Source organism: Paenibacillus sp. GCM10028914 (assembly GCF_042666275.1).
Taxonomy (GTDB): domain Bacteria; phylum Bacillota; class Bacilli; order Paenibacillales; family Paenibacillaceae; genus Paenibacillus_AQ.
In genome coordinates this window covers 182,791-200,929 of the sequence record NZ_JBHTFO010000012.1, presented here as the reverse complement: position 1 = coordinate 200,929, position 18,139 = coordinate 182,791, and the positions used below count along the sequence as shown (strand labels likewise).

Sequence of the window (18,139 nt, the reverse complement as noted above, 5' to 3'; positions counted from 1 at the left end):
GCGGCTGTGAACGAAATAACTGTACCAGCTATGGGCGAATCCATCACCGAAGGAACGATATTTAAATGGCATGTTAAAGAAGGGGATAGCGTTAACATCGGTGATGTGCTGCTCGAGTTAGAAACGGATAAAGTCAATCTTGAAATTAGCGCGGAGGCAAGCGGCGTTATTCAAAAAATCCTTCGCCAAGAAGGGGACAATGTAACGATCGGAGAAGTTATCGGTCAAATTTCCCCAGAAGAAGGAGTGGGCAACGAGCCTGAGGCTTCGAAGGCAGAAGCTCCTGCATCTGCACAACCAGAAGCCAAGGCTGCTCCACAGCCTAAATCGCCAGCACCACCGGCAGAGAGTGGAGAGGGGGCAACCCCTCAAGCTTCACCTGCTGCACGGAAACTTGCGCGTGAACGCGGGATTGATCTGGACCAGGTACAGGGCCGTGACCCAATCGGTCGTATCTATCATGAAGATGTGAAGAACCACGGCGGAAATGTAGCAAGCAAACCGGTTGCTTCGGAAAAACCAGCGCCTCAGGCTGCCCCATCCGCTACAGTAGAGAATGTGGGTAAACCTATAGAACGTACACGCATGTCTCGTCGCCGTCAGACCATTGCGAATCGTTTGGTAGAAGCACAGCATACAGCAGCAATGCTCACAACGTTTAATGAAGTGGACATGACGGCTATCCTTGATGTTCGTAAACGTCGTAAAGACGCATTTAAAGAGAAGCATGATGTAGGTCTTGGATTCATGTCTTTCTTTACGAAAGCTGTCGTTGGTGCTCTGAAGCGTTATCCGCTTCTGAACGCCGAGATTGACGGGGACGATATCATTCTTAAGAAGTTTTATGATATCGGAATCGCCGTTTCCGCTAAAGAAGGTTTGGTTGTGCCTGTGGTTCGTGATGCTGATCGACTGGGCTTTGCTCAGATCGAGAAAGAAATCGTTGATCTTGCAGGTAAAGCTCGCAATAATACCCTTTCTTTATCGGAACTTCAAGGAGGCACCTTTACAATTACGAACGGTGGTGTATTTGGTTCACTTCTCTCGACTCCGATATTAAACACGCCTCAGGTCGGTATTCTGGGTATGCATAAGATCCAGCTTCGTCCTGTAGCGATTGATGCGGAACGTTCGGAGAATCGGCCAATGATGTACATCGCCCTGTCCTACGATCACCGTATCGTAGATGGAGCGGAAGCTGTGAGATTCCTAGTTACTGTTAAGGAATTGCTTGAAGATCCGGAGTCTCTCTTGCTGGAAGGTTAACAACTAAAGTATTAAGGCTGCCTGGGCAGAAGCACATTCTGCCACAAGGCAGCTTTTTTTCTTATGGGTTAATCAAAAAGGCGCCCCTGGTTAAGGAGCGCCTCTTTCTTCGGGATTCACTTTTCATTTTTTGAGTCGTTATTCACTTCAGAGTCGGAGCGAGGGTTCCATTCTTCGGCTTGAGGCTCTACATCCTGACCCTTCTTCACTTTATCTCGCTGTTCCTTGGAGTCCGTTTCTGTATTTTGATGGTTTCTTACTTCATCTCCGGATGAATGCGTCATGTGAATTCCTCCTTTGTTTATGTCTGCACAAGAACTTAATACCCGGTTTCAACGGATGGCAAACATGGAAAGAATTCGTTAAGTGGGATTGATTTCATAGAACTGACAAGTGTAACATGAGTAAATAAGATAAACATTTTCTCATCGTAAGATGGCAGAATAAAAGGAGAGGTACATAAATGGAAACTTCAACGAACAATACAACGTTAGTTTTTACAGGATCTTATGCAGAAACAAGTGAACATGGTATTTGTGTGTACTCATTTAATCAAGACAATGGGGATCTTACGCTTTTGAATCAAGTATCTGGAATCAAGAATCCAACATTCCTTAATGTGAATACAGAAACAAATCGTTTGTATGCAATTGGAGAGGTTTCGGATCATAATGGGAAAATTGGCGAAGTTATTACCTTTGAAATCAACCCTGCTTCCGGAGCTTTACAAGAGCTAAGCCGCATCGAAGGAAGCAGCAGCTCAACATGTCATATTCAGCGTGACCCTGAAGATCAATATCTGATCGTGTCCAGCTATCACGGAGGAAGAGTAGGATTAATATCGCTCGATGATAACGGGGTAGCTGTTAAACTGCTCGACGAGCAATATCACGATAGTCATCGTTCAAATGCGGAACAACAGCCAAGAGCTCATTCAGCTTTTTTCAGTCCGGATGGTAAATATGTGTTCGTACAAGATTTAGGCTTAGATAAAATTATAGCTTATCAGATTAATAAACTGGATAATAAGCTTGAGTTTCATGGTGAGACATTACTCGAATCAGGTTCGGGTCCACGACATTTGGCTTTCCATCCAAGTGGTAAATATGCTTATGTAATCAATGAATTGAATTCAACGGTCACGGTATTCCGTTACATCTCTGATGGGGGACGACTAGAGTCAATTCAAACCTTATCCACGCTGCCAGCAGATTTTGATGGCGAGAGCTATTGTGCCGAAATTGCAGTCTCTGAAGATGGACGTACCGTTTATGGATCTAATCGTGGGCACGACAGCATTGTTGTCTTTTCTGTTGATGAAAGCACGGGGGAATTAAATCCTATTCAGTTTATTTCAACAGAAGGTGGACATCCACGTCATTTCTCATTGATGCCTGACGGTAATTTTATGATTGTGGCGAACAGGGATGGTAACAATCTTGTACTATTCAAGATTGACCCTGAGAAGGGTACGCTTCAGTTTACAGGCAAGACTACAGAACAGTCGAAACCGGTATGTGTTAAACCTGCTGTATTCTAGGGAGAATATTCGAATATATTATTAAAATAGGGGGCTCTGCAGCCATGTAATGGCTGCTTGAGACCCCTTTGCTTTTAAAGTAGAGCTTGAATTTGTTTTTTATTTAGTGGATTCACCGCCTGAAAAGTTAGGGTATAAGTAGTTTATACCAAGCTAACTTAACTAGGAGGGTGTGCCGATGTCATCAGAAAAACGTTTGGATGGAAAAGTTGCTATTATAACAGGTGCGGGATCAGGAATTGGACGTGCAACAGCCCTTCTAATGGCTGAACACGGAGCAAAAGTGCTGCTTATAGATATTGATCGCGATCGAGTAGAGAAGGTGAAAGCCAAGATCATTCAAGAGGGTGGAGTGGCTTTAGCAGGCAATTGTGATATATCTAAGCCAGAATCCTTAGTAGAATGCTATAAACAGGCTGCCGAGCAGTGGGGGACCATCGATATTGTTTTTGCCAATGCAGGGATTAATGGCGCTAAAACCCCAATTGAAAAAATGGAGCTGGAAGATTGGGACAAAACGATTCAGACGAATTTACGCGGAACATTTGCCACGGTTAAGTATGCCATACCTTTTCTGAAGAATAAGGGTGGCAGCATTATTATTACGAGTTCTATTAACGGGAACCGGGTCTATACAAGTTTTGGATTCTCAGCTTATAGTACAACCAAGGCGGGACAGGTTGCTTTTATGAAAATGGCTGCACTGGAGCTGGCACAATTCAAAATTCGCGTGAATGCCATTTGTCCAGGTGCTATATCAACGAATATTGATGAAACTACGGAAGAAACACCGGAGTTGAATGAAGTGACGATACCGATTGAATACCCAGAAGGAGATCAGCCGTTAGCAAACGGGCCTGGTCAGCCATTACAAGTGGCTAAGCTTGTCCTGTTTCTGGCATCAGATGATTCATCCCATATTACGGGAACGGAAGTCTATATCGATGGAGCAGAATCATTGCTGCATTAGACATCGTATTTGACAAAAACAACGGATTTCATCATAATAAACGAACATGTTTATTATTAAGAATTCAGGTGATCAAGATGATGGGGATCGTTGTAGTAGAAGTGTGCGATAGCAATTTAATGAGCGCCTTAGATCTTGAGCATTTGGAGGAATTATACCCTGAAATTGCTGTTCTCCGAGCAGACTGTATGAATCTATGCGGTTTGTGTAAGCTTCGTCCTTATGCTCTGGTCAATAATAAGCGCGTATTTGGCAAGACGACAGAAGAGTGTGTTGAAAGCATCAAAGCTGCTATTGAAGCTGAACTAGCTGTCTTTCACGAAGGTTAATGTCAGCCGCTAGATTTTTTATATCAAAAGGGGGTGTCCCACAAGCCATGAATGGCTGAATGGGACACCCCCTTTACATTTGCCTCAGCTAGCTTAACCAGCAGCAACTGTTTCTTCGCATGTATCGGAACAGAATCCGTGATGCAGTTCAAGACACTTTTCACAGCAAACATGCTGTAGATGACAAGCGTCGTTGGCACAGTTGATATAGCGGTCTTCAGGTTCGCCGCAGTGATAACATTTACCTACAATAATATCTTCATCTGTGCGATTGATGGGTACAGAAATACGCTCATCAAATACATAGCATTTTCCGTCAAAGAGACGACCTTGTACTTCTGGGTCCTTACCGTAGGTTACAATGCCTCCATCTAATTGTGCAACATCTTGGAAGCCTTCCTTTAACATGAAGCCAGTAAGTTTCTCACAACGGATACCACCGGTGCAGTAAGTAAGGATTGTCTTATCTTTATATTGACTCATATTTTCACGGATCCACTCTGGGAACTCGCGGAAAGATTCTACATCTGGGCGGATTGCGTTTCTAAAATGACCGATATCATATTCGTAGTCTGTACGCCCGTCGAGTACGATGACATCTTCTTGCTGCAACTGTTCGTAAAATTGTTCAGGTGATAGTCGTTTCCCACTGATCACATTTGGATCAAGTTCATCTTCTACACGGAATGTAACGAGTTCTGTACGGTGACGAACGAACATTTTGTGGAATGCATGTCCTTCAGATGGATCTACCTTGAATACCATATCAGCAAACAAAGGATTTGCTTTCATATCTTTCATATACTGCTCTGTCTGTTCAATTGTACCGGATACCGTACCATTGATACCTTCCGATGCAACAAGAATACGTCCTTTAAGTCCGAGATCTTTGCAATATTGCAAATGCTCGTTCTTGAACGTTTCGGGATCGTCGATTTGGACGAATTTATAATATAATAATATTTGATAGGACTGCTGTTGTTCGGTCATCTATAATCACCTGTTCTCTTTCGGGATTTCTGTACAAACGCATACTTATAAAATTGTAGTGAATTCTTACCACTTAGTCAACATGAATGTATAAAAAGTTCTCCATTGATCGTACTTCAAAGGATCCGGTTGTATCCTAAATTCTATGGTTGGAAGAACAAGAGAAAGCGTTTATGATAGGTTAAATGAAGTGAGAGCCAATTTATCAAATAATCTTGAGGGGTGTTCAGCAATGGCAGGGCCAAACGTAGAGAAAGTATTGCTGTTTCAAGGAGACAGTATTACAGATTGCGGGAGAAATTATAATGATAAGGACAATCTTGGAAGCGGTTACGCATTGATGATATCAGGAAAGCTTGGTCTTACGTATCCCGAAAAGAAAATTCGTTTTCTTAATCGAGGAATCAGCGGGAATCTAGTAGTCGATTTAAGAGCTCGGTGGGAGGAGGATTGTATTCGTCTGAATCCTTCTTGGGTATCGATCATGGTAGGGATTAATGAGGTGGGCAGAAAATACAAACAAGGAGAGCCTACGTCAACCGAGGCTTATTATGAAGGGTACAAGGAGCTGTTAGTTCAGACGATTGAAAAAACAGGAGCAAAAATCATTTTGATGGAGCCATTTTTACTTCCTGTGGACGATGTTACAAAACAATGGCGCGAGGATTTAGATCCTAAAATTCAAGCGGTTCGTGAGCTTGCTCGGGAATTTAATACACTCTATGTTCCGCTCGATGGATTATTTGCTGCAGCAATTACGCAGCATGATATGACCTATTATGCACCGGATGGAATACATCCAACAGCAGCGGGACACGCGTTAATCTCAGAAGCATGGATGACAGCAATTAGTGGTAAATCATTCTTGTAATTTCTAATTAATGTAAAGAATAAATCAGTATAAGTCATCTCTGACTAAAAGAATATAAATCAAGTAAGTTTTTACTATAAATCTTAAAAATCACAATTGACGTAACCATCAACCTACATATAAAATATCCATAATATACCGCTGTTCAAATTTTATATTTTTTTGCTCTAATGCTTTTTTAGGTGAAAGCGTTTAAGCGGTGTCGCTTTATGTCGATTACTAAATGGTTAGATAAAGAGAGGGGTTAATACATTGAAGAGAAAAATGTGGTTGTCATTAACATTGTCAGCACTTCTGCTGACATCTGTCGGCTGTGGAAGTAAGCCTGAAGGAAATGGTTCATCAAATGCTTCTGGTGGAGATGCGGAGAAGAAGTCGTACAAGATTGCTATCTCGCAATATGTTGAACATCCATCCCTAGATGCAACGCGTGAGGGAATTATAGCAGCGCTTAAAGATGGCGGAATTATTGAGAAGGATAATATGGAGCTAGATTATAACAATGCTCAAGCCGATTCGACCAACAATCTGACGATCGGACAAAAGTTGAAAAATGATAAGAATGATCTAATCATTGCAATTGCTACACCTTCAGCTCAAGCAATTGTAAAAAATGTGAAGGAAACTCCGGTATTATTTGCAGCGGTTACTGACCCTGTTGACGCTAAACTGGTAAGCGATCTGGAGAAACCAGGCGGTAACGTAACCGGGGCATCGGATACGAACCCGGAAGCAACAACACAACTCATGAATTTCGTTAGCACTCATTTTCCTAACGTGAAGAAGGTTGGTCTTATTATTGATGAAGGTGAGGCTAATGCAGTTGTAATGTCGAAGACAGCAGAGGCTGCGCTGAAAGAACATAGAATTGAGCTTGTAAAAGCTTCAATAACGAATACTTCTGAGGTAAAACAAGCGGCTGAATCATTAGTAGGTAAGGTGGATGCTTTCTATATCACGTTGGATAACCGAGTGGTTAGCGGCGCAGATGCGATCATCAGTACTGCAAAAGCGAATAAGATTCCATTCTTCTCAAGTGACCGTGATACGGTCGAGAAAGGTGCATTTGCTACCGTAGGTTTCAAATACTATGACCATGGATATCAAGTTGGGCAAATGGCCGTGGATATTCTCAAGAACGGTAAGAAACCAGCTGATATGAAGATCACAATTCCCGATAAACTGGATTTGATTATGAATGTTAAGGCAGCTGCGGACTATGGAATTGAAGTAACGGATGCCATGAAGCAGGAAGTCAAAGACCCGGATAACAACATCATTCAGTAACAGTAAGGCGCGGACATCACTGCCCGCGCCTTTGCTTAATCTTATAGGAGGGTAACGCATGTTTGAATTCCTGATTGATTTTATCAAAAACATAGATAGTCCCATTGAATTAGGACTTTTATATGCTCTAATGGCTCTAGGTGTCTATATTACATTTAGAATCTTGGATTTCCCAGACTTGACTGTTGATGGAAGCTTTACAACAGGTGGTGCTGTAGCAGCTGTTCTTATCACGAATGGGGCTGCTCCATGGCTCGCTACATTAGGTGCATTAGCCGGTGGAATGCTTGCCGGAGTATGTACAGGCTTACTTCATACAAAAGGAAGAATTAATGGACTATTGTCCGGGATTATTATGATGATCGCGCTTTATTCCATTAACATGAGAATTTTAGGCAAGCCGAATGTATCAATAGGCGACGGAGAGACGATCTTCGCAAGCCTAGACCCCATTTACGTAATGCTTGTCATCGTCATTATCGGGAAGCTGTTGCTAGATGCCTTCTTCCGCACGGATCTTGGATTATCACTCCGCGCTACTGGAGACAACAAGCGAATGATCCGAAGCTTTGGCGTAAATACCGATACAACAACTATACTTGGATTGAGTATTTCAAACGGTCTGGTTGCTCTTTCGGGTGCGGTTGTTGCGCAGCATTCTGGTTTTGCTGATATTGGATCAGGGATCGGAATGATCGTTATTGGTTTGGCTTCTGTTATTATCGGTGAAGCGATACTCGGCACTGGATCTGTCTTTCGTACGACCGCAGCAGTTATCTTGGGTTCTATTATTTATCGCATCGTAGTTGCACTCGCATATGAGATTAAATGGCTTGAAGCATCTGATCTGAAGCTGATCACGGCGATCATTGTTATTATTGCTTTGGTTGTTCCAACCATTCGCAGATCTATGAAACAGCGTTCCCAGGCACGCAAGCGTTCCGCTCAGTTATTAGACCAGGGCAAACCTCATGGAGGTGCATTCTGATGCTGCAGATGAATCATGTATCTAAGTTGTTTAATCCAGGTACCGTAGATGAGAAAGTGGCGCTTATGGACATTAATCTTCATTTAAATCCTGGCGACTTCGTAACTGTGATAGGTAGTAACGGTGCAGGGAAATCTACACTCATGAACATTATTTCTGGGGTTATGAAGCCTGATGCTGGAGAAGTGTGCATTGATGGTAACTCCATTGGTCATTTGCCGGAATTTAAGCGAAGTCGCTGGATTGGAAGGGTGTTCCAAGATCCCATGGCAGGTACGGCTCCGCATATGACGATTGAGGAAAATCTTGCGATGGCCTATCGTCGGGGACAATCTCGTGGGTTAAGTATAGGGGTAACGGCTAATAAGCGGAAAATGTTCAAAGAACAACTCGTACGGCTCGGTATTGGTCTTGAGAACCGTTTACGAGCAAAGGTTGGTATGCTGTCTGGAGGTGAGCGTCAAGCACTGAGTCTATTGATGGCAACGTTCACACAGCCGCAGATCCTGCTTCTGGACGAGCATACGGCTGCACTTGATCCAGCACGTGCAGAACTGATAACAAGACTTACACAAGAAATTGTTAGTGAACTTAAGCTTACAACGTTGATGGTCACACATAATATGGAGCAAGCCATACGTCTGGGCAATCGTCTCATTATGATGGATAAAGGTCGGATTATTCTAGACGTGAATGAAGAACGCAAGAAGGATTTGACCGTTGAGCAGCTGCTGGGTGAATTTGAACAGATTAGTGGACATAAGCTGTCTGATGACCGGCTTGTTCTGGGATGATGCTGGACCGCGTTTCCTGAACCTGTAATAAATTAAAGAAAATAGAATGTAATGAAGAACCGTATCGATTAGATGCGGTTTTTTTACTTGATATGGTGTTTGCTGGAATGCTTTCAAATGTGATAAGTTTGTTTTTATGAACATATGAAAGTTTAGACTTATTAATAGTGAGGGGTTTGCAACATGGCTTCAAGTACAACAAGTTTAGAATCAAACCAACCATCGGAGACACGCAAGTGGCTTCTTTTTGTTGGCATCATCTTAATTGCGGTGAACTTACGGGCAGCTCTTACGTCCGTTGGTCCATTGATTGGAATTATTCGGGATGATACAGGGATATCGAATGCATTGGCCGGGATGCTCACGACTTTACCCTTATTAGCATTTGCTATATTGTCTCCAGTGGCTCCAGCTCTATCGAGAAGGTTCGGTATTGAGACCGTTCTGTTTCTAAGCATGGTCGTTCTGACCGTTGGCATATGGATTCGTTCTGTCTCTTCCCCATGGACTATAATGCTTGGGACTGCGCTGCTCGGAATGGCGATTGCTATTGGTAATGTACTGCTTCCAAGTCTCGTAAAAAGGGATTTCCCTCGAAATATCGGGCTGATGACTGGAGCCTATTCCATGTCTATGAATATGCTCGCAGCTATTGCATCAGGAATTAGCATACCGCTCGCAGCGATCCCAACTCTCGGTTGGCAAGGTTCACTTATCATCTGGTCTGCGTTATCTTTGTTTGCCAGCATCGTATGGGCCACACAGCGTCGTTGCAGTCCAGTCACTGTTAGCAAGGTAAGCTCTGCTCAGAAGAGCGGGAGTATGATGAAATCAAAACTCGCTTGGCAAATAACATTATTTATGGGCCTCCAATCATTTACCTTTTACGTAAATATCTCCTGGCTTCCTGAAATACTACACAGTCAGGGTCTGGATTATACAGCAGCTGGATGGATGCTCTCGATCCTACAATTCGTTAGTCTACCATTCTCCTTTATCATTCCGGTGCTTGCGGGTCGTAAGCCGAGTCAGCGTCTGCTCGTGTTTATTTCAGCAGTCTGCATGCTCACTGGTTATATAGGTTTGTTAGCTGGCCTTCAGTCATTAAACATTTTATGGGTGATTTTGATCGGAATCGCGGGTGGTGCAAACTTTAGCTTATCGCTTATGTTCTTCACACTTCGAACTCGAACCGTGGGTGAATCAGCAGCATTGTCGGGTATGGCACAGTCTTTGGGCTATTTACTTGCAGCTATTGGGCCCATGTTGATCGGGTATATGCATGACTCTACGAACGGGTGGAGCGTTCCGCTGATGATTTTGGCAGGTGTAGTAGTAATCATGTTTTTATTCGGTTTCGGTGCGGCAAAACCGGGATATACATCGGAAGAGGTAAAGTCAACCGAAACAGTTTAAGTAGGCGTTGATCATTCAGTTTAATATTATTGATCATTTGTTTATCCAAATGAGAGTTGTCCATGATGCGGACGACTCTCTTTTTTTGTCATAAATTTAACATGGTGTTTACATAGATTTTACAAAGACAGGTATCTTGAGACAGTCATCTATAATAATCTGGTTCAAGAATGGAAGAGGAGGGACGTATTTGTCATCAAATCAATCTGAGAAACCTATATCGTTAGCAAAGCGGTCTTCAAATAACGTGCGAAAAGAACTATGGAGTGTTTGGTGGACGGCCTTAAAGCTAGGCTTAACCTCGTTCGGTGGTCCAATTGCTCATCTGGGTTATTTCCACGAAACTTATGTAATCCGAAAAAAATGGCTTGATGAGAAGTCATATGCTGATCTAGTCGCTTTGTGTCAGTTCCTTCCAGGACCGGCCAGCAGCCAGGTTGGAATTGGTATAGGTGCCATGAGAGCGGGGGTGATCGGGGCAATCATTGCATGGCTTGGATTCACTTTGCCATCGGTGCTGTTCCTTATTTCATTTGCGTACATGATCAATAGTTTTGATGTTAGCTCCTCAGGATGGCTTTATGGTCTAAAGCTTGTTGCGGTTGCTGTTGTGGCTCAAGCTGTACTGGGAATGTCAAGCAAGCTGGCAACAGGAAGGCTTCGGGCAAGTCTAGCTTTTGGTTCATTGGCGGCTGTGTTACTCTGGCAAGTTCCCTGGATACAAGTTGCAGTTATTGTAGTTGCAGGCCTAGTCGGAATGTTGTTCATAAAACAGGATCGACCTTTAGAAATTCTAAAACAATCGATTCGGATAGGATATAAGACCGGCCTTATATGTCTATTATTGTTTGTTACCTTGTTGATTGGGTTACCGATTGCTCGATTATTTTTGGAGAATGAGTGGATAGCCATCATGGACAGCTTTTATCGTACGGGATCACTGGTGTTCGGAGGGGGTCATGTTGTCCTCCCCTTGCTAGAGACGGAGACGATGCTTAATGAATGGATGAGTAAAGAGGATTTTATAGCAGGATATGGAGCTGCACAAGCTGTACCTGGACCTCTTTTTACTTTTGCCGCTTATTTGGGTGTGTTAATTCAGGGAATCCCTGGGGCTGTATTGGCTGTTCTGGCGGTATTTCTACCGGGATTTTTACTCGTTATTGGAGCTATGCCATTCTGGAACCATATAAGAAGTAACGTTAAACTTCAGGGCGCGATGATCGGAATGAATGCAGCAGTTGTTGGTATATTGTTCGCAGCTTTATATGATCCGATCTGGACTTCTTCAATCACCTCGACCACTGAATTTATTGTGGCCTCAGGTTTGTTTGTTTTGCTGGTTCTATGGAAGCTTCCACCATGGTTAGTAGTTGTTGTTGGAGCCTTGGCAGGATATTTATTCTTATAATGAACGATAGAAGTATTCATACTTTCATGTATCAATCGTTGGTGTTGTGACATCAACGTTTTTTTTATGACGAAGCAAAAAAATGGAAACACTAAATTTTGGGTGAAATCGTTAGATTTTGTTTAATGTATACGGAAGCCATGGAACTAAAGATCAAGACTAAGGAAGTGGAAGTGAACTTATGAATGATTGTATTATTGTTGGCGGAGGTATTGCAGGTTTACAAGCTGCGATTCAATTAGGGCGTTATAGTGTACACCATGTTCTTGTGATTGATAATGAAAATGGACGTTCGACTATTTGCCGGAATTATCACAATATTTTGGGCTTCCCAGAAGGGATATCTGGGGATGAGCTTCGTGCGCGTGGAAGACGTCAGGCAGAGTCGCTGGGCGTTCGTTTCATCCATGACACGGCGGACAAGGTTGTTCAGCATGATGGATCATTCCGGCTTACTGGTAAGAGTGGGGAAATATATCGTGGGAGAACCATACTACTTGCCACAGGGCTTACGGATCGTTTTCCAGACATACCCGGACTTGTACCTACACTCGGGTGCAGTGTTTATATATGTCCCGATTGCGATGGGTACGAAATACAAAATCGTAAAACAGCTGTTCTGGGTGCAGGTAATGCTGGAGCTAATATGGCCATCCTATTGTCCGAAAGAACTAAAGATTTAACGTATGTTAATCACGAGAAAACGCCTGTGGATGATGAATTACAAGAGCAGTTAAAGGAAAAAGGCATAGAGTATATGGAGAAGGAAATTATTGAAGTGGAGTGTCATAAGGACGGAATGATCCAAAGCTTGAGGCTGGAAGACGGAATGGAGATTAAGGCTGAGCGAGGATTCATATCTTTTGGCGGAAACTTGGTCCATTCTGATTTAGCAGCCCAACTTGGGGCTGAGCTTGAGCATAATAAGCATGTGAAGGCGGACCCAAGATCGAAGATGACCAATGTGCCGAATGTATGGGTTGCTGGCGATCTTGGTGTTCACGCCGAACAGGCAACTGTCGCAATGGGAGATGGAGTAACCGCTGCGATATGGATTAACAAAGCGTTGAAGGCTATGAAATAATACAGTATTAAAACCCACCGCTATATCATGATTATGTTGATGATATGGCGGTGGGTTATTCGTGTTCATACTGCTCTAAAGGCGAAAACGTTGTATGTGATTGTCTAGCCGTGCTTCGTGAAGTAACTCGACCTGTTTAGGACCGATCAGATCAAAATGAGGATAGGGCATGCGGTGATGAATATACTTAGGATCGAGCCCATGATCGAAGCACCATTGTTCAAGACGGTCCAGATTGCTGCAGCCGACTTTGGTTACCGTTTTATACTGTGGAAATCTTGCGTCATACCAGTAATGGGTTAGAAACGCAATCTCACCACGGGCTACTGCTTTTTTCCATTCTCTTAATTCTTGTTTCGAGATGCCGAATGCCATGGTTGCTTCCACTCCGTTTCAGTATTCTTTCCTATTATATCAGCATATATATAGTTGCAGTACTACCATAAACATATTTCCATATGAAGGTGAGGGACTTTATATGATCTTAGAAGCAGCCACACTGTATATAAAACCTGGAGCTATCAACGAATTTGAGAGTACACTTCGATCTGCATACGGTATAATATCCACAATGAGAGGGTACCTCGGTCATGAGCTCTACAAATGTGTTGAGAATAGAGATGAATATATTTTGCTGATTCGCTGGAATACAATTAAGGATCACGCTATCGGTTTTCGTCAATCACCAGAATATAAGGAATGGGTCGAACTCTTACAGCCTTATTATGACCCGGAACCTAGTGTAAAGCACTATATCGATATCCGCGTGGGCGGCAGAGAATATGAACGCGAATTGTGGAGCGGTGAGGCAGGGAAAGTTACTGATCCATGACGTGATGATTAAGAATGGGGTGTATGCTGGTGATCATATCAGAAATGTGTGATATAAACGGTATTAACTATAGATTGAACGTTGCCGGAGCGGGAGAAACGATGGTTTTGCTGCATGGTGGGCACACCAATCTTGATATCTGGGAAGATCAAATTGCATATTTTGTTCAGCATTACAGAGTTATTGCTTATGATCAGCGGGGATATGGGCATACAGATACACCATCAAAGCCTTTTTCTTATGAAGAAGATTTAAGAAACATATTGAATCATTTCGATGTCGATAAGGCGATATTTGTGGGGGCTTCCTTTGGTGGGAGTGTAGCGATTGATTTTACGTTAAAGTATCCAGACCAAGTTAAAGCATTAGTTCTTGCAGGACCAGCAGTAAGTGGAAAGAAAATTCCATTCAGAATGAATGTGGAAAGCATGAAAAATTATATCACAGCGAAGAAGAAGGGCATACATACGGCAGCTGCGAAATTCGAGCAAAACCGATACTGGAGTTATTTCATACCTAAACAGTCTGACAAGAGACAAAAGTTTATGGACATTTATAAGGCGAACAAAGCTTTCTATACATGGAACATGAATTTAGCTAAGAAATTACAACCTCCTGCAAGCAGTCGTTTATCAGAAATACAAGTACCTACACTGATTATTGAACCGGTGGATGACCTTCCATTCAATAAAACGACTTGTAAAATGCTTGAGAAGAGTATTAAGAATTCAATATTGATTCAGCTTCATGACACAGGACATCTTCCAAACCTAGAACAACCGGCCAAATTCAATGAAGCAGTATATTCTTGGCTCCAGCGTTTATAAAACATAAACTCCTGTTCCCCCAGTGGAATCGGAGTTTTTTTGATTTATGTGACATAAAAAGCAAGATAAACAGGTTTTTTATGATGATTTGCCGAATTTTATAAGATTATAAATATATGGACAAGGAGTGATTCCCATCTCGAATTATAACGAAGTTCGCGAATTGGCCGGTCAGATACGTACAAATATAGGTAAAGTCATTGTGGGTAAAGAGGAGCTTATCGATAAACTATTCATAGCTCTGGTAACCGCAGGTCATGTCCTCTTGGAGGATGTTCCGGGTACAGGGAAGACATTGCTTGCGAAATCACTTGCGAAGTCCGTGGATTGCACATTTAAAAGAGTTCAGTTTACTCCGGATCTCTTACCGTCTGATTTAAGCGGCATTTATTATTTCAATCAAAAGGTGTCCGAATTTGAATTTCGTCCGGGACCATTATTTACGCATATCCTGCTTGCAGATGAAATTAATCGTGCCACACCTCGAACACAATCGAGTTTGCTTGAGTGTATGGAGGAAAGGCAGATGAGCATCGATGGTGTTACCCATCATTTGGAGAATCCTTTTCTTGTAATAGCTACCCAGAATCCTTTGGAACAGCAAGGAACTTTTCCACTGCCTGAAGCTCAGTTAGATCGATTCTTGTTCAAGCTTAGCATGGGTTATCCGAGTCCTGAAGAAAGTGTTCATATTTTAAAGCGTTTTAAAGAGGAGCAGCCATTAGAGCAACTAGAAGCAGCTGCTTCCATTCAGGCATTGTTAAAAGCGAGAGAAACAGCCGCGAAGGTTCATGTCAGCGACGATGTTCTCAAATATATTATCGATCTTGCAGAGCAAACCCGTAAGGATGAATCTGTAGCTTCGGGAGTCAGCCCGAGGGGCTGCCAGGCCTTGCTTAAAGCAGCACAGGTTCAAGCTATACTGAAAGGAAGAGATTTTGTAACACCTGATGATATTAAATATTTAGCATCCCATACGTGGGCACACCGAATACTCCTTAAGGGCACACTACGTACACGAGGCGGGGCAGGCGCGGCAGGAGCGGTCATTGAGCGCATCTTACAGGAAGTACAGGTGCCGACAGAAGAAAGCGTTTCGCCATAGGAGGAATGCATATGGGAGCATACTGGATACTACTAGTGGCCGTGGTTGTAATCGTGCTGCAAGCAAGCCTATTTCGGCGTTTCGCCCTTAAACGAATCACGTATAGTCGATCATTTAAAGTGCCTACATGTTTTGAAGGGGATGCACTGGAACTTGTTGAGGTGATTGAGAATCGTAAGATTCTTCCTGTGCCTTGGCTGAGAGTGGAATCTCAATTTCGAACAGGCATTGCGTTTCGGGGACAACACAATTTGGATATTAGTGAAGGTCAGTATTACCAGAATCACAAAAGCTTTTTCAGTCTTATGCCTTGGACTAAGATTGTTAGGAGACATCATGTGACAGCTATTCACAGAGGATTTTACCGTCTTGGTACCGTTTCGATGACCTCAGGTGATCTTCTCGGTAGTAGTTCTGATGTAAGCAGTTTTCCGCTTGAAGGCGGGTTGACTGTTTATCCTGAACCACTTGATGTTTCTGACATGAGTCTGCCTGTGCAGACATGGATGGGAGATATGATTGTCCGACGATGGATTGTGGAAGACCCTTTTCTGGTATCTGGAGTCAGGCAATACCAAGATGGCGATCCGTTAAAGGATATTCATTGGAAGGCAAGTGCACGAAGTGGTTCGCTGCAGGTGCGCAGACGTGATGCGACGGCTGATTGCCGTATAAAAGTATATCTGAACATTGAAGATCATGAACAAATGTGGAGTAAAGCTACCCGCCCGGAATCTGTGGAATATGGCATTCGGTTAACTGCTGGAATTGCAGCTCATTTATTGTCTCAAGGTATGGAGCTAGGGCTTGGCTCGAATGGCTGTCTAGTAGAGGAGCCTAATGTAATGATAGATCTTCCCGTAGCTGGTGGGAGAGAACAGATCCATTCGATTTTTGATGCGCTTGCTAGATTGGAGCTAAGTCGGGTTCTTTCATTTCATGATTATTTGGAACAGGAGCTTAACCGATTAGAGGAAAGGTATGACATCCTGATAGTAAGCACCTATGTTAGCGATCGATTGCAATCGATGCTGCACCGTTTTCAGGATCATGGACACCGTGTACAAGTCACTCTTCTTGAAGACATAGGACAAGGACATAAGGAGGTATCTGCATGAACGGGATGCTGAAGGATCTTCCTCGTGCTCTTGTAACGGGTTTTGTAGAAGTATTAATGTACTTTCCAGTGCTCTATATTCCCATGGTTTATTTCCTTCCAGATTCACTCCTCGTGAGAATTTGGCCACTGTTCGTAGTGCTGGGATATGCTATCGGTTTTGCAGGGAGTAAGCTGCTACGATTAAATACGTATGTAAAGGCGTTTCTTTGGGCTGTTTTTGTTGCAGTAGGTATATCTTACGTTTTATTCGGGAGAGATATTGCATTACTCATTGCTATTCCCAGTTTATTTGTAACATGCTTTCGAGGAATACGCATGGAGCATATCGGCTTTTCATATATGTATTCGGGGCAGTATTTCTTAATTGGCTTAGCTATTTATGGGATCAGCAGTTTAGTTTTAGGTTTTATCGATTCATTTGAGCCATATATTATCGTAATGACTATTGCGGGCGCTGGTGCCTTAATCCTTACTTTATTTATCGTCAATAGGAATTATGTTGAACAGCAGACACTTCCCGGTTCCGAGCGGCCTGTTGTTGAACGGCGGGTGCTTCGACAAAATAAAGGAATGATTGTGATTTTGTTGCTCTTGATCGGGATTATTGTTCTTCTGCCTCAACTGCAGCGGTGGATAGCTTATTTGGGAAGAAGCATTGCTTCTTGGCTTGGCAGTTTATTAAAAACATCTTCTGGGAACCCTGAAGCGCCTGAACCCGAAGCGATTGAAGTGGGGGAAATGCCATTTCCCGATGAAACATCAGAACCCGCTGTATGGGCTATAATTCTCGAAAAGCTAGCATTTTACATGGTTTACATTGGAGCCGCTGTTTTGATTCTCTTCCTTCTCTATGGCTTTGTTAAGAAGATGCCGAGCCTGTATAAGAAAATATCTGCATGGATGAATCGCTTGATGTCTCGTCATACAATAGATGAAGCAGTTCTCGGGTACGAAGATGAGGAAATAGAGATTGAGCATGAAAAAGCAGCTGGCCGCTTAAGGCGCCTCCTTACTAACGCACGAAAGAATGGATTTAGGCAACCAACAAGTGAACCCGAGGATAACGCTGCAAAAATTAGGCGGTTATACAGAAGAATATTGACCCGTAAAATTCGGGAAGGATACAAATGGAAGGCTTCCAGAACACCACGGGAGACGAAACGAGACATGATGTTATGGAAAGAAACAGATGAGTCCATTTCCGATGAGCTCCTTCAATTGTACGAACAAGCTAGATACGGCCACCTTCCGATTCGGGATGAAGAATGGAGTGACAAGCTAAACGAATTAAAACGCAAATAAGGAGTGG

At 43.0% G+C, this 18,139-nt stretch carries 19 protein-coding genes; 16 read left to right on the top strand and 3 right to left on the bottom strand.

The features are described 5' to 3' along the window. Positions 1 to 6 precede the first annotated feature (6 nt). Complete coding sequence (gene odhB, locus ACFQV5_RS11135; protein ID WP_379246663.1) at positions 7 to 1,266, top strand: 2-oxoglutarate dehydrogenase complex dihydrolipoyllysine-residue succinyltransferase; 1,260 nt, start codon at positions 7 to 9, stop codon at positions 1,264 to 1,266. 116 nt (positions 1,267 to 1,382) lie between these two features. Here odhB and ACFQV5_RS11130 read toward each other — a convergent pair whose 3' ends face one another. Then, on the bottom strand, positions 1,383 to 1,550 hold the full coding sequence (locus tag ACFQV5_RS11130; RefSeq protein WP_379246661.1) for a hypothetical protein: 168 nt from the start codon (positions 1,548 to 1,550) through the stop codon (positions 1,383 to 1,385). Between the two features lie 179 nt (positions 1,551 to 1,729). Here ACFQV5_RS11130 and ACFQV5_RS11125 point away from each other — a divergent pair, with 179 nt between their 5' ends. The 3 genes from ACFQV5_RS11125 (at position 1,730) to ACFQV5_RS11115 (ending at position 4,105) form a co-directional block, all read left to right on the top strand. Beyond that, positions 1,730 to 2,806 carry a lactonase family protein gene (locus ACFQV5_RS11125; RefSeq protein WP_379246659.1) on the top strand — a complete coding sequence of 359 codons (1,077 nt, stop codon included), beginning with the start codon at positions 1,730 to 1,732 and terminating at the stop codon, positions 2,804 to 2,806. 178 nt (positions 2,807 to 2,984) lie between these two features. After that, a complete protein-coding gene (locus ACFQV5_RS11120; RefSeq protein WP_379246657.1) occupies positions 2,985 to 3,776 on the top strand; it encodes an SDR family oxidoreductase in 792 nt (263 codons plus the stop codon). Positions 3,777 to 3,856: 80 nt separating this feature from the next. Then, positions 3,857 to 4,105, top strand: coding sequence for a YuzB family protein (locus ACFQV5_RS11115; protein WP_379246999.1), 249 nt, complete (start codon positions 3,857 to 3,859; stop codon positions 4,103 to 4,105). A 93-nt stretch (positions 4,106 to 4,198) separates the two neighbouring features. Here ACFQV5_RS11115 and trhO read toward each other — a convergent pair whose 3' ends face one another. After that, positions 4,199 to 5,095 (bottom strand): oxygen-dependent tRNA uridine(34) hydroxylase TrhO, encoded by an 897-nt coding sequence (trhO, locus tag ACFQV5_RS11110; RefSeq protein ID WP_379246655.1) that lies wholly within the window; start codon positions 5,093 to 5,095, stop codon positions 4,199 to 4,201. 232 nt (positions 5,096 to 5,327) lie between these two features. On the opposite strand from trhO, the gene ACFQV5_RS11105 reads away from it, so the two are divergent. The 7 genes from ACFQV5_RS11105 to ACFQV5_RS11075 all read left to right on the top strand — a co-directional run bounded on the left by ACFQV5_RS11105 (position 5,328) and on the right by ACFQV5_RS11075 (position 12,946). Beyond that, positions 5,328 to 5,966 carry an SGNH/GDSL hydrolase family protein gene (locus ACFQV5_RS11105; protein WP_379246653.1) on the top strand — a complete coding sequence of 213 codons (639 nt, stop codon included), beginning with the start codon at positions 5,328 to 5,330 and terminating at the stop codon, positions 5,964 to 5,966. A 252-nt stretch (positions 5,967 to 6,218) separates the two neighbouring features. Further along, on the top strand, positions 6,219 to 7,253 hold the full coding sequence (locus ACFQV5_RS11100) for an ABC transporter substrate-binding protein (RefSeq protein ID WP_379246651.1): 1,035 nt from the start codon (positions 6,219 to 6,221) through the stop codon (positions 7,251 to 7,253). A gap of 58 nt (positions 7,254 to 7,311) precedes the next feature. Next, positions 7,312 to 8,241, top strand: coding sequence for an ABC transporter permease (locus tag ACFQV5_RS11095; protein ID WP_379246649.1), 930 nt, complete (start codon positions 7,312 to 7,314; stop codon positions 8,239 to 8,241). Next, positions 8,241 to 9,035 carry an ABC transporter ATP-binding protein gene (locus ACFQV5_RS11090; RefSeq protein WP_379246647.1) on the top strand — a complete coding sequence of 265 codons (795 nt, stop codon included), beginning with the start codon at positions 8,241 to 8,243 and terminating at the stop codon, positions 9,033 to 9,035. The genes ACFQV5_RS11095 and ACFQV5_RS11090 overlap by 1 nt, the downstream gene beginning before the upstream one ends. A gap of 183 nt (positions 9,036 to 9,218) precedes the next feature. Then, positions 9,219 to 10,451, top strand: coding sequence for a CynX/NimT family MFS transporter (locus tag ACFQV5_RS11085; RefSeq protein WP_379246645.1), 1,233 nt, complete (start codon positions 9,219 to 9,221; stop codon positions 10,449 to 10,451). 217 nt (positions 10,452 to 10,668) lie between these two features. Beyond that, on the top strand, positions 10,669 to 11,862 hold the full coding sequence (locus ACFQV5_RS11080; RefSeq protein ID WP_379246997.1) for a chromate transporter: 1,194 nt from the start codon (positions 10,669 to 10,671) through the stop codon (positions 11,860 to 11,862). A gap of 181 nt (positions 11,863 to 12,043) precedes the next feature. Then, positions 12,044 to 12,946, top strand: coding sequence for an NAD(P)/FAD-dependent oxidoreductase (locus ACFQV5_RS11075; protein WP_379246643.1), 903 nt, complete (start codon positions 12,044 to 12,046; stop codon positions 12,944 to 12,946). Positions 12,947 to 13,021: 75 nt separating this feature from the next. On the opposite strand, the gene ACFQV5_RS11070 is transcribed toward ACFQV5_RS11075, so the two are convergent. Then, positions 13,022 to 13,321, bottom strand: a complete 300-nt coding sequence (locus ACFQV5_RS11070; RefSeq protein ID WP_379246641.1) for a hypothetical protein — start codon at positions 13,319 to 13,321, stop codon at positions 13,022 to 13,024. 103 nt (positions 13,322 to 13,424) lie between these two features. Between ACFQV5_RS11070 and ACFQV5_RS11065 the strand changes: the two genes are divergently transcribed. From ACFQV5_RS11065 to ACFQV5_RS11045, 5 genes are all read left to right on the top strand, one after another. Continuing rightward, the gene (locus tag ACFQV5_RS11065; RefSeq protein ID WP_379246639.1) at positions 13,425 to 13,778 is read left to right on the top strand and encodes an antibiotic biosynthesis monooxygenase family protein; all 354 of its coding nucleotides are present in this window, start codon (positions 13,425 to 13,427) and stop codon (positions 13,776 to 13,778) included. A gap of 29 nt (positions 13,779 to 13,807) precedes the next feature. After that, a complete protein-coding gene (locus ACFQV5_RS11060) occupies positions 13,808 to 14,605 on the top strand; it encodes an alpha/beta fold hydrolase (RefSeq protein ID WP_379246637.1) in 798 nt (265 codons plus the stop codon). Positions 14,606 to 14,768: 163 nt separating this feature from the next. Continuing rightward, positions 14,769 to 15,710, top strand: a complete 942-nt coding sequence (locus tag ACFQV5_RS11055; RefSeq protein WP_379246635.1) for an AAA family ATPase — start codon at positions 14,769 to 14,771, stop codon at positions 15,708 to 15,710. An 11-nt stretch (positions 15,711 to 15,721) separates the two neighbouring features. Then, a complete protein-coding gene (locus ACFQV5_RS11050; protein WP_379246633.1) occupies positions 15,722 to 16,828 on the top strand; it encodes a DUF58 domain-containing protein in 1,107 nt (368 codons plus the stop codon). After that, on the top strand, positions 16,825 to 18,132 hold the full coding sequence (locus ACFQV5_RS11045; protein ID WP_379246631.1) for a DUF4129 domain-containing protein: 1,308 nt from the start codon (positions 16,825 to 16,827) through the stop codon (positions 18,130 to 18,132). The genes ACFQV5_RS11050 and ACFQV5_RS11045 overlap by 4 nt, the downstream gene beginning before the upstream one ends. Positions 18,133 to 18,139 lie beyond the last annotated feature (7 nt).